General features: G+C 71.9%; 10 protein-coding genes and 1 pseudogene. 1 reads left to right on the top strand and 10 read right to left on the bottom strand.

The features are described from left to right. Window positions 1–36: 36 nt before the first annotated feature. The 10 genes and pseudogenes from JKJ07_RS37790 to JKJ07_RS51340 all read right to left on the bottom strand — a co-directional run bounded on the left by JKJ07_RS37790 (window position 37) and on the right by JKJ07_RS51340 (window position 10,040). Window positions 37–1,584: a GGDEF domain-containing protein gene (locus tag JKJ07_RS37790; RefSeq protein ID WP_202996802.1), complete on the bottom strand. Its 1,548-nt coding sequence runs from the start codon at window positions 1,582–1,584 to the stop codon at window positions 37–39. Continuing rightward, on the bottom strand, window positions 1,577–2,779 hold the full coding sequence (locus tag JKJ07_RS37785; protein ID WP_236030616.1) for a sensor domain-containing phosphodiesterase: 1,203 nt from the start codon (window positions 2,777–2,779) through the stop codon (window positions 1,577–1,579). Before JKJ07_RS37785 ends, JKJ07_RS37790 begins: the two co-directional genes overlap by 8 nt. Before the next feature lie 279 nt (window positions 2,780–3,058). Beyond that, window positions 3,059–3,607, bottom strand: a pseudogene (locus JKJ07_RS37780) (phosphate ABC transporter ATP-binding protein); the annotation flags it as partial. An 82-nt stretch (window positions 3,608–3,689) separates the two neighbouring features. Further along, complete coding sequence (locus tag JKJ07_RS37775; protein ID WP_202996800.1) at window positions 3,690–5,171, bottom strand: alpha/beta hydrolase; 1,482 nt, start codon at window positions 5,169–5,171, stop codon at window positions 3,690–3,692. Window positions 5,172–5,236: 65 nt separating this feature from the next. Further along, a complete protein-coding gene (locus tag JKJ07_RS37770; protein ID WP_202996799.1) occupies window positions 5,237–6,151 on the bottom strand; it encodes an alpha/beta hydrolase in 915 nt (304 codons plus the stop codon). A gap of 32 nt (window positions 6,152–6,183) precedes the next feature. Beyond that, on the bottom strand, window positions 6,184–6,573 hold the full coding sequence (locus JKJ07_RS37765) for a DUF2255 family protein (RefSeq protein ID WP_202996798.1): 390 nt from the start codon (window positions 6,571–6,573) through the stop codon (window positions 6,184–6,186). Between the two features lie 53 nt (window positions 6,574–6,626). Next, the gene (locus JKJ07_RS37760; RefSeq protein ID WP_236030592.1) at window positions 6,627–7,823 is read right to left on the bottom strand and encodes an alpha/beta hydrolase family protein; all 1,197 of its coding nucleotides are present in this window, start codon (window positions 7,821–7,823) and stop codon (window positions 6,627–6,629) included. Window positions 7,824–7,908: 85 nt separating this feature from the next. Continuing rightward, complete coding sequence (locus JKJ07_RS37755; RefSeq protein ID WP_202996797.1) at window positions 7,909–8,238, bottom strand: nucleoside triphosphate pyrophosphohydrolase family protein; 330 nt, start codon at window positions 8,236–8,238, stop codon at window positions 7,909–7,911. A 125-nt stretch (window positions 8,239–8,363) separates the two neighbouring features. Further along, window positions 8,364–9,851, bottom strand: a complete 1,488-nt coding sequence (locus tag JKJ07_RS37750) for a hypothetical protein (RefSeq protein WP_202996796.1) — start codon at window positions 9,849–9,851, stop codon at window positions 8,364–8,366. Between the two features lie 66 nt (window positions 9,852–9,917). Further along, window positions 9,918–10,040 carry a hypothetical protein gene (locus tag JKJ07_RS51340; RefSeq protein ID WP_268919371.1) on the bottom strand — a complete coding sequence of 41 codons (123 nt, stop codon included), beginning with the start codon at window positions 10,038–10,040 and terminating at the stop codon, window positions 9,918–9,920. An 89-nt stretch (window positions 10,041–10,129) separates the two neighbouring features. Between JKJ07_RS51340 and JKJ07_RS37745 the strand changes: the two genes are divergently transcribed. Then, window positions 10,130–11,755: a PAS domain S-box protein gene (locus JKJ07_RS37745; RefSeq protein ID WP_202996795.1), complete on the top strand. Its 1,626-nt coding sequence runs from the start codon at window positions 10,130–10,132 to the stop codon at window positions 11,753–11,755. Window positions 11,756–11,764: the final 9 nt, after the last annotated feature.

Below are 11,764 nucleotides of genomic sequence, written 5' to 3'. Positions count from 1 at the left end.
TGACATCAACCGTAGCACTAATGTCTCGTCGCGACATCAACGCGCCGGGGCCAGGGCGTAGGCGCTCTTGCCGTCCCGCTTGACCGCGTACATGGCCTGGTCGGCCTCGCGGAGCAGAGCGTCACCGCTGACGGTCAGCGGGGTGGCCACGGCGACACCCACGCTCGCGCCCACCCGGGCCGAGCCGCCGCCCTCGACCGCGACGGGCGCCTCCACCGTCCGGACGATCCGGGCCGCGACGTCGTGCAGGTCGTGACCCGGTTCGGGCAGTAGCAGCACCGCGAACTCGTCGCCGCCGATGCGGGCGACCGTGTCGGTGTCGCGCAGGCAGCCCTGCAGCCGCTCCGCGATCCGGCGCAGCAGGTCGTCGCCCGCCGCATGACCGTACTGGTCGTTGACCTGCTTGAAACCGTCCAGGTCGATCAGCATGGCCACCGCGGGGCGCCCCGCGGCCAGGGCGGCGTCGAGACGTTCGGCGTAGAGGACCCGGTTGGGCAGCCCGGTCAGGCTGTCGTGCAAGGCGTGGTGGCGCAGCTGAGCGGCCAGAGCGTCGCGTTCGGCCAGCGAGGCGTGCAGTCCCTCCTGCGTCGCGTGCAACTGCTGCACCTTGGAGTCGAGCTCGTCGAGCAGGCGGGCGTTGTCACGGAACGCGGTGAGCTGGCGCAGCACCACCAGCACCGTGCTGACCGCGGCGCCGGCCAGGGCCACCGCCACGGTGACCGGCTGGTCCCGCACGACCGCGACGGTGAGCAGCAGATAGGTGACCGCGATCGCGCCGTACGGCAGCAGGCTGTACGGCTTGCGCCGGCGCGGCCGCAGCATCTCCGGGTGGCCGGCGAGCTGGATCTGGTTGACCTGCAGGGCGATGGCCAGCAGGGCGTGCGCGGCGATCGTGCAGGCCAGGAACCAGTGCAGCCGGTGGTCGGCCAGGCCGCCGCGGCCCAGCGCGTCCGCGCTGCTCTTGAGCAGTGCCCCGCCCGCGCCGATCAGCCCGCACAGCCGGGTGAACGGGGCGGTGCCGGACATGACGAGCTTGGCCACCACGAACACGCAGAGCAGGATGATCACCGGCCCGGCCAGCACGGGCGCGGCCATGTCGAGCAGCGCCGCGGGACGCTCGGGGACCACCAGATACCAGCCGACCACGACCGCCGCGACCATCACCGTGGCCACGTCCAGCCAGAAGCGGGAGCGTTCGCGACGCGAGCCGAACCCCAGCGGCACGGTGAGCAGCGTGACCATGAGCCCCGCGCTGCCCAGCGCGAGGGCGACCACCTGAACCGTGCCGCCGGTGACCGCGGCGGCCGAGGTGGGGTCACGGGCGGCCAGGATCACCTGGGCGATGTCGCCGACGAGGTAGACCACCCCGGCCGCCGCGACCGCATGCCAGAAACGGCGGACCGGTGCCGTCAGGCCGGGCATCCGGGCGGTCGAGCGGGCGACCCAGGCCAGGCAGACGTGGATGGCCGCCACCGCCGCCCAGGCCACCACGACCTGGACACCGGGCGCGGCGACGTCGGCCGCGTAGAACGCGACCAGGGCCGCCGTGCCGGCCACGAGGCCCAGGAGCAGGCGGCTAGGCAAAGGGGTGAGCCCGCGGCTTGCCCCAGAGGTAACCCTGCCCGTACTTCACGCCGAGTTCCCGCAGCGTGTCACGTTCGGCGGCCGTCTCGACGCCCTCGGCGAGCAGGGTGGCGCCGATCTCGTCGGCGAAGCCGGTCATGGACCGGGCCAGGGCCCGGCGCACCGGATCGTCGTCGATGCCCCGGACCAGCGAGATGTCGAGCTTGATGGTGTCGGGACGCAGCTGCAGGATGTGATGGAGGCTGGCGAAACCGGCGCCGGCGTCGTCGATGACCAGCTCGACACCGGCGGCGCGCAACGGCTGCAGATGGGCGTTGAGCTCGTCGTAGTCGCCGACCGGGGTGTGCTCGGTGAGCTCCACGCCGATCCGGCGGCCGGCGTAGGGCAGCAGCAGATCACGGGCGGCCGAGGTGCAGACGGCCTCGGGGGAGAGGTTGATCCCGAGCCACATGTCGGCGGGCAGCTGGTCGCGCAGCTGCAGGGCGCGCCGCACGGCGAGCAGTTCCAGGTCGATGCCGAGCCCGCAGACGGCCGCGGTGGCGAAGGCCCGGTCGGGGGAGGCGAAGGTGGTCGGCTCGAAGCGGGACAGGGCCTCGAAGGCGACCGTGGCGCCGTCGGTCAGCCGGACGATGGGCTGCACCACCGCCCGTACGGCGTGCGTGCGCAGAATGTCGCGGACGACGACCTCGGCTCGCTGCGTCTCCAGGCGGGCCCGGCCGGCCGCGCTGCCCAGGTGGTCGCTGATCAGATCGGCCAGCATGCTCACGTACCGGGCGGCATTGGCGTCGAGGTCGGGATCGGCCGTGCGGCTCAGACAGCACAGCATGCCCGCGACGTTGCCCTCGGCATCGCGCCACGGCGCCCCGACGTACGAGCCGATGTTGAGTTCCCGGGTCACGGCGAGCTCCCGGGTCACCGGATGCCGGCGGGCGTCGCTGATCACCGCGGGCAGTGCGCCGGCGACCACCCGGACGCAGAACGAGGCAGCCAGCTCGGTGCCCTCGCCCACGGTCACGTTCATCGCCGCGGTCAGGCCGGTGGCCGACGTGATGACCTGCTCCTCCCCGGTGAACGTGGAGAGCCAGGCCACCTCCATGCCCAGATGGGTCCGGGCGAGGTCGAGCAGCCGGTCGATCTGCGGATCGCTCGAGCCTGGTCCCACGGCCGGACCGGTGACATGCCGCACCGTGGACATCGTCACGACTGCCGCCTTCCGTCCTGACCGGCCTGCCGCCGGTCATACCTGACTCTGATCGGCCAGGGTCGCCGAGTCTTGAGTGGTCTCGCGCGTGCTGGGTCGTCCGATAGCCAGGGGGCGGCTGTTGCCGGGCGTTACGCACGATAGCGAATGTGGCGGACCACGGCGAGGGTTGCGCCCCGAGCCGGTCGGACGGCGGACGGCGATGGGCCGGGCGGTGGATCCGCCCGGCCCATCGATCCCCGGCGCCGACGTCGGTGGCGGCGCGCGGAAGGCTCAGCCGAAGCGGCCCGTGACGTAGTCCTCGGTCCGCTTGTCGTCGGGCCGGCTGAAGATCTTCTCGGTCGGGCCGAACTCGATCAGCCGGCCGACGATGCCCCCGTCCTCGTCGGGTTCGGAACTGAGGAACGCGGTGTAGTCGCCGACCCGGCCGGCCTGCTGCAGGTTGTGCGTGACGATCACGATCGTGACGCCCGGGGTGAGCTCGTGCATCAGGTCCTCGATGCGCGACGTGCTGATCGGGTCGAGGGAGGACGCCGGCTCGTCCATGAGCAGGATGTCCGGCTCGATCGCCAGGGCCCGCGCGATCACCAGCCGCTGCTGCTGGCCGCCGGAGAGCCCCAGCGCGTTCTTGTGCAGGCGGTCCTTCACCTCGTCCCACAGCGCGGCCCGGCGCAGCGCGTTCTCGGCGATCTCGTCGAGGTCACCGTGGAAGCCGAGCGTGCGCGGCCCGAACGCGACGTTGTCGAGGATGGACATCGGGAACGGGTTGGGACGCTGGAAGACCAGACCGATGCGCGTACGCACGGCGACCGGGCCGACCTCCGTACGGCTGGTGTATTCGGCGTTGGAAGCGTTCGAGAGGGCGTCGTCGTGGGTGGGCTGAGTTTCCGTCATGCTCCGACTTTCAGTTGGGCCGGCAGCTGGTGTCGCGGGCCGGCATCGCGCCCTTGACCAGGTACGTCGTGGTGATGTTGAGCGCGCAGGCGTTGGTGTGAGTGAGATACACGCCGTGCCCGTTCTCCTCGGCGGTGACCAATGTGGACCGCTTGGCGAACTTGTCACGCAGCAGCTTCCCGCCGGCCCAGGGAGTGACCGGGTCGTAGCGGTTCTGCAGGATCAGGATGTTGGCCGGTCCGTTGTCGTCGGCCTCGACCGGCGGCTCGTACGGCTCGTGGTGCCAATAGGCGCACGGCACGATGTTGGCGGTCGCCGCCCCGAACAGCGGGTAGCGCTTGCGATCCTCGGCGACGGCCCGCCGGTAGGTCGCCACGTCCTCGGGCCAGTCGACATCGTTGCAGCTGGTCGCGAGGAACGCCGTGAAGTTGTTGTCGTTGGGGTTCGGCGTCGCCGCTTTCGTCGTCGCCGCATCGGCGGGGTTGAGGTACGTCTGCCAGCGCCGCGCCGTCTCCCCGTACAGACCCTCGCTGTAGAGACCGAAGAAGGTGAGGTAGCGGAAGACGGCCCCGTCCGCCCCGTCCGGAGCCGGCGTCTTGTCGAGCCGCTCGGCGATCCGCAGATAGGTCCGGCGCACCTGCTGCGGCGTCCGGCCCAGGCCGTACGCGTCGTGCCGGGCCGCCAGCCACTTCGCGAACCCGGGAAACGTCTGCTCGAAGCCGAGCCCGTACCGGCGCAGGCCCGCCCGGTCGAGGTGGGTGTCGCCGACGTTGCTGTCGAGGACGATCCGGTCGGTGGTCTTCGGGAACAGCGACACGTACGTCGCGCCGAGGGCCGTGCCGTACGACGCCCCGTAGAAGCTGGCCGTCTTCTCCCCGAGCGCGGCCCGCACCCGATCCAGGTCGCGAGCCGTGTTCGCCGTCGAGATGTGCCGCAGCCGCCCCTGCGGGTCGCTCGCGGCGCACTTGTCGGCCACCTGCTTGGCGATCACGGCCTGCCGATTCACGGCCTGCCGATTCACGGCGTTGTCGTCCACCGCGTACGGCGGCACGTTGGCCCAGTACGGATCCTCGAGCGTGAAGCCGCACCTCATCGGCGTCGAGTGCCCGACCCCACGAGTGTCCATGCCGATCAGGTCGTACGCGTCCGAGACGGTCGCCGGCAGCCCCCGGCTGACCAGGAAGGCGCCCTGATTCAGCCCGGTGCCGCCCGGCCCGCCCGGGTTGAGCAACAGGATGCCGCGCCGCTTGGCCGGGTTGGTGCTGGCGATCCTCGACACCATGATCTCGATCTGCTCGCCGCCTGGGTCGCGGTAGTCCAGCGGCACGGGCAGTGTCGCGCACTGCACCGCGACCGGAGCCGCCATCGGAACATCCGCGGGGCATGCCGCCCACGTCAGCCGGGGTGCGGCCGCCGCCGCCGGCACGGCCACGATTATCGCGCCGAGCAGACCGGCCAACCCCACCAGAACGGCGCCACGTCTTCTGTCCATGTCCCATCTCCCCGCTACATCCGTCAGCGATGGGATCGATGCGACACCATGTCGCTGCAACACAGTCAAGAGCGCAGGTGGGCCTTGTAGAACGTGGCCAGCCGGTCGACGGCCGGGTTGACGTATTCGGGGACGTCGTACATCTCGTAGTGCCGGGCGCCCGGGATGATCAGGCGGTCGATCGGGTTGGGGGCGAGCTTCCAGAGGCGTTCGGCCGACGTGTCGAAGCCGGTGCCTTCGAGGTTCTCGGCCAGCACGAGCTGCAGCGGCTGGGTCATGAGCTGGTCGACCAGGTGGAAGGCGTCATAGCCGAGCAGCAGCGAGTCGCCGCGGGAGAGGCGGCGGTTGGTCGAGTGCTCGTTGATGCCCCGGTCGGTGCGGTAATACCGGATCGCCTGCAGCAGGTCGATGTCGGTGATCCCGGCCGCCTCGGCCTCGGCCATCGTGTCGGGGAGCCAGTTGTCGCGGGTCAGCACGCCGGTGCGGACCTCTTCGAGGCGGGCCTCGGCCAGGGCGTCGAGCGCGGCCACCGGGCCGTCGGCCTGGAAGCTGCGGAACGAGGCGCCGATCTCGCCGGGGTCGACCGCGCCGACGGCCTTGATGCGGTGGTCGGTGCGGGCGGTGTGGATGGCGTAGCCGCCGCCGGCGCAGATGCCGAGCACGCCGATGCGGTGCGGGTCGATCCCGGGCAGGGCGGTCAGCGCGTCGATCGCGTACGAGATGTCCTCGCCCCGGCGGTACGGGTCCTCCAGGTCCCGGGGCTCGCCGCCGCTCTGGCCCTGATGCGCGGGGTCGAAGACGAGCGCGGCGATGCCCTTCGTGGCGAGGCGGGAGGCGTAGTTGGCGCCGATCTGCTCCTTGACGCTGCTGCCGGGCGTGGAGAGCACCACGGCGGGCAGCGGCGCCGCCTCGTCGAGGTCGTGGGGCAGGTGCAGCTCGGCGGCCAGCTCGATCGGGCCGCGGGGAATTGTGAGGTGCATCGGGCAGTGCCTTTCCGGTCGGGGACTGAGGCTCAGGCGAGCGGGACCACGCGCAGCGTCGCCTCGCGGGCCGCGGGTTTGGTCATTCGGCGGACCCCGGAGTCGTTGCCGTACCGGGCCCGCAGGGCGTGGTCGACCTCGTCCTCCCGGCCGGTGTCGGCGAGGAACGCGACCTCGATCCGCCGGCCGTCGACGTCGATCTCACCCCGGCCCGTACGGGTGGCGCCTCGGAACCAGCTGCCGCCGGTGCCGTTCAGCGAGCGGATGAGCTCGTCCCCGCCGACGCGGACGTGCCCGATCATGACGAAGGAGCGCAGCGTCCCGTCCGGCCGTGCCCCCGCGACGCGAATCAGCGGCGCCCTGTCGAGCGCCGCCGACTCGTCCGCGGTCCAGGCCCGGGTGGGCAGCCGTTGAGCGTTCATCGACTTCCTAGTGTCCGACGGGGTGTGCGTCTCAAACCCATCAGACACCGTGTTCACAGAACATGGTCAAGAAACCAGCGGGTCACCCGGGGCACCGCCAGAACCTCCGAGCCCTCGTGGACGAACCCGTTGTAGGTGGTGTTGACGCCCACGTTCACCGTGGGGGCGCCCAGCGTGGCGTGGCAGTGCGCCGTGTTGGCGTTCACGGCCTCCTCGTCACCGGGGCTGTAGTAGAGGCGTACGGGCATGGCCGGGTCCCAATCGGTGCAGACGCTGTCGGCCACGGCCAAAGCCTTGGCGAAGCGGCCCGTCGGGTGCAGCAGCAGCGCCTTGCCCCGCGGCGTGAGCAGAGCGTCGATCGTCGGTGGCAACGCCGGGATGATCTCCTCGCCGGGGTGCGTGCCGTCGAAGAGAGCGGGCAGACCCACGTACGGCGGTTGGAACACGTCCGCCGGGTCGGCGTAGATGTCGTGCAGCCGGTCGTACGCGGCCAGCAGGTACGTGGTGTACGCGCTGGCCAGCACCGGATGCACCGCGGGCGTGAACAGCGCCGGGATCTCGGCGTGACGGAAGTCGTAGGCGCCGCTGATCGGGGCCACGGCGGCCGCGCGGAACCACGGGTCGGCGCCGGACTGCAGCGCGCGGCCCAGGCCCAGGGCGGCCGAGGCCCCCTGCGAGAAGCCGGACGCGTAGACGTCCCGCGAGAGCTGCCGGCCCTGCCGGGCGACGAAGACCCGGGCCGCCCGCAGCAGGTCGAGCGACGCGGTCGTCTCCGACGGGATGTCCATCCACGGATGCGCCCCCGGGCCGACGCCGAGACCGAGATAGTCGGGCGCGACCGCGGCAAACCCGGCCGACGCGAAAGTGAGCGCCGGCCCGATCAGGAACACGTCGTCGGAGACGGACGGCGCGTCCCCCTTGTAGATCGACGTGCCGTGCGCGAACGACGCCGTGTCGAGCCGGACCCGATCGTTGATCGGCAGCGCGACCAGCCCGCTCGCCGTGGTCGGCTTTCCGGTCGCGTCGGTCGTACGGTAGACGAGCCGATAGGTGCGCACGCCGTAGCGGTCGGTCCCCGGATCGAACTTGTCCGCGGTCAACGCCGCGTCCACGTCGGCCCGGGTGGCGTACGTGTGCAGTGCGGTGGCCGACACGAGCCGGCCGTTCGCCGCCGTGGCCGGTGTCGCGGCCACCCCCAGCGAGGATGCGATGAGCGCTCCCGCGATGCCCAAACTCAGCAGTTTCCTCATACGTCCGACGCTAGGGACCCGGACGTGCCGAATCAGGAGCGCCAGCACCCGGATCCGCGGTAGGGCTGGCCTTACCGGGCCGCGGTCAGCGGTTGTCGCCGCTGCCGCCGAGTACGCCGCGGCCGTGGCGGTCGGCCAGCTTGGCCAGGTTGGCCGTGGCGATGTCGTCGAGCGACAGGTCGAGGTAGTCGGCCAGGACGGCCACGTACCAGAGCACGTCACCGAGCTCCTTGGCGATGCCGGCCCGGTCGAGGCGGGGCTCGTCGCTGTCGAGGTCGCGCACCCACTTCTTGAACTTCTCGGCCACCTCGCCGGACTCGCCGACCAGCCCGAGCACCAGGTGGAGCAGCTCGTTCTTCTTGTCGCGGGGTGCGGCCGTACGCAGGGCGCCGCGCTGGTAGTCGTCGAAGTCCATGGCAGAAGATTGTGGCGGACCACCCTTCACCGGCCGACGGCGCCACCGGGCCGGTCAGCGATCTGCTCGGCCGGTCCCGATGACCGTACGGGCTGAGGCGCGCCGCCTCGGCGGGCGGGAAGTGCTCAGTGGCGGCGGGTCACGACCCGGGCTACGGTGCCGGCGAGCAGCAGGGCCAGGCCGATCAGGGCCACCGTGGACGTGTTCGTGCCCGTGATCGGGAGGCCGCCGCCGGTGCCTCCGTCGTCGTCGCCGGGGGTGGTGGCGGCGGCTGCGGTGATCACGATGGCGGCGTTGTTGTCGGCCGGGTCGGGGTCGCCGGCCGGGGGCCGGCCCAGGCGTACGGTCTTGATCGTGCCGCGCAGGGTGCCGGGCTTGTCGATGCGCAACGTGAAGTCGAAGTCGACCGTCTTGCCGGGCAGGTAGGGCACGCCCTCGACCGGCTCGGTGAAGCAGTAGAAGTTGCCGTCACCCTCGTGGGCGCCGGCCGGGAAAGGCGCGCCGGGGGTCGGGCGTTCGACGTTGAACGGCTCGCACAGGCGGGAATGCTTGACCACCGTCGTGCCCTTGGGCGGGGTCACGGTGACCTGCAGGTAGGAGCCCATGTCGGCCGCGTAGCCCTCGAGCCGGGCCGGGCCGTTGTTGCGGACGCCGAGGCGTACGGGAAGGGTTTGGCCGACCTTGCCGCTCGCGGTGGCGCCCTTGGCCGTGAAGTTGGACTGGTTGACGCCGGTGACGGTGATGGCGAAGCCGTCCGAGTTGTCGTTGGGCTCGGTCTCGGTCTGCGGGCCGGCCAGCGCCGAGGTCACCGGGGTCAGCTCGAGCGCGGGGCCGGAGCCGGCCGGGCGGGGGCGGCGCAGATCGGCGTAGTCCTGCGCGGTGTGCCAGGTGAAGTTGGCGAACCACTTGCTCGGCGCCCACACCGTGTCGGCCGCGGTGAGCTGCCAGGGCGTGGCCAGCCGGTACGTCTGACCCGGGGCCAGCTCGCGGTCGAACACGCAGGCGGCGCCGAACTCGGTGGGGGCGCAGTTGCTGTGCGGCGCGTTGGTGAACCCGCGGACCGTGGTCAGCTCGAGGACCACGCCGGTCACCGGGTCGTCGCCGGTGTTGCGCACGCCCGCGTTCAGGTCGGTGGAGGCCCCGGTGGCCACCGAGACGTCGCCCTGGGTCTCGACCGAGGTCAGCGAGACCTGCTCGGCGATGGTGATCGTGCCGGAGGCGGTGGCCCGCGTGCGGCCGTCGACCACCGTACGCACGGTCACCTGCGCGGTCGCGCCCAGCCGGGCGCCGGGCTTGGCGGTCACCGGGAGCGCGACCTCGCTGGCCGAGCCGGGGCAGGTGAACGTGGTGGCCGTGGTGACGCAGCGAGGGTCGCCCCACGACTCGACCGTGGCGATCGCGCTCGCCGCGGCGAAGTCGACCACCAGGTCACCCCGGGTCGCCTCGGAATACGGCAGCACCGAATAGTGCAGCCGCATCGCCTTGGCGGCCCCGCCGGGCTCGGCGCTGACGTTGTCGAGCGTCAGCTTCCACGTGGGAGCGGCCTGGGCCGCGGCCGCGGGCACGAGGGCGGCGAGCAGGGCGATCAGGGCGACGCCGGCGAGCCTGCGCATGGGTGGCTTCTCTCCTCCGGAGCGAACGGACGAGGGGAGCGTACTCCCTGCTCGGGACGCTGTCGTCTATCCGGAGCGGATCCGCGCGACCGCGGGAACCGCGATCGCGCCGGCCGCCCCGGCCGTGGCGTGGCGCAGCACCACGGCGGCGCCGCCGAGTCGCAGAAGTCCACGCCGGGAAGCAGCCATCGCCGCACGTCAATGCGTGGGTCGAGGCCGGTTAGCGCTGCGTATATGGCGGCTTGGACACTCAGCCACGGCGCTGGTAGTAGTTAGGCGTGTTGAGGGCCATCGAATGGGCTGTGCTGGGAATCTGCAGCACGGCCGCCATCGTCTACGGGGTCCGTCGTCACCGGCCCGCCCGGAGCGGGCCCTGGCTGTGGCTCGCGGGCGCCGTCGTGGCGAGCGCCGCCGGTGACGTGCTGACCGCGCTGGGCCGGCCAGGCGTGGCCGAGCTTTTCTTCTACGGCATGTTCGTGCTGGTCGCGGGTGGTCTGCTGCAGCTGACCCGGATCGGGGCGATCCTCGTCGATCGGGCCCGGCTGATCGACCTGCTGGCCTTGACGTGTTCGGCGCTGCTGGTGGTCTGGGTGTTCGTCATCGGCGACGCGGGCCGGATCGGCGACATCTCCGGGGCGTACGTGATCGGGGCGCTGCTGCTGCTCGCGGTGGTCGTCCGGGTGCTGGTCGCCGTGGGCCGCAACGTCTCGGCCACGCTGCTGGTCATCGGCGCGGTCGGCGTGCTGGTCAGCGACATCGTGCAGCCCCTGTGGCCGGGGCGGCTCAGCGAGTCCGGGTTCGTGGTGCTCTACGTGGCCTGGGGCGCCGCCGCCGTGCACCCGTCGATGGTGCGGCTGACCGAGCCCGCGGTGCCGCGGCCGGCCCCGTGGCGCGGGCGGTGGGCGGCGCTGCTGGGCCTCGCCGTGGCCACCCCGCCCGTGGTGCTGCTGGTCGAGGCGGTGCAGGGCACGGTCGGCGACGGCGTGGTGATCGCCGTGGCCGGTGCGATCACGCTGCTGCTGACCATCACCCGGCTGACCGACTCGGTCACGCTGAACGGCCTGGCCCTCAAGCGGGAGCGGGGCTTGCGGCAGGCGAGCGCCGCGCTGGTCGCCGCGGCCGACACGGCGGCCGTCGACGAGGCTGTCCGGGCCGCCATCACGCAGCTCATGCCGCCTGACGCCGTACGGGAAACGGAATTTGCTCTCGACGGCCGTGAGCTCACGCGCGAAGCGGCGCCCGGCCCGCCCTCCCGCAGCTGGTGGAGGGGGGAGCCGGAGCCCGATCGGGCCACGCTGGTCTGTCCGCTGTGGCTGGAACCGCTCGACGTCGCCCGGCCCAGCGGCGGCGCCCTGATCCTGGTGGGCCGCCGGGAGACCCTGAGCGCCACGCGTGACACCCTCGAGGTGCTGGCCGCCCAGGCCGCGCTCGCGCTGGAGCGGATCGCCCTGGTCGAGGCGGTCGGCCGGCGCGACAGCGACCTCTATCTGCGCACGGTGATCCAGAACAGCGCCGACATCATGGTGGTGATCGACGATGACCTGCGCATCCGGTACGCCAGCCCGTCGCTGCGCGAGCTGCTCGGCGGCGACGAGCTGCCGCCGCTGACCACCCTCGGCGATCTGGCCCATCCGGACGATCGTCACCAGCTGCGCCGGGCGTTCGAGGGTTCCGGCGACGGCGTGGTGTTCTGCTCGCTGGTGCGGGCCGACGGCAGCCAGGTGCTGATCGAGGCCACCTATCGCGATCTGCGGGAGGATCGCCTGGTCAGGGGCTTTGTCGTGACGATGCGGGATTTCACCCGGGGCCATGAGCGCGACGAACGGCTGCCTCATGGCGTCAACGTGGACGAACTGCCGGCCCGGGTGAACCGGCGCAGCGCTCGGCACAAATTCCGCTACTAGTAGTCCCTT

This window comes from Paractinoplanes lichenicola, from assembly GCF_016785085.1.
GTDB lineage: Bacteria > Actinomycetota > Actinomycetes > Mycobacteriales > Micromonosporaceae > Actinoplanes > Actinoplanes lichenicola.
The sequence above is the reverse complement of the archived record's forward strand: the minus strand, read 5'-3'. Positions and strand labels throughout refer to the sequence as shown.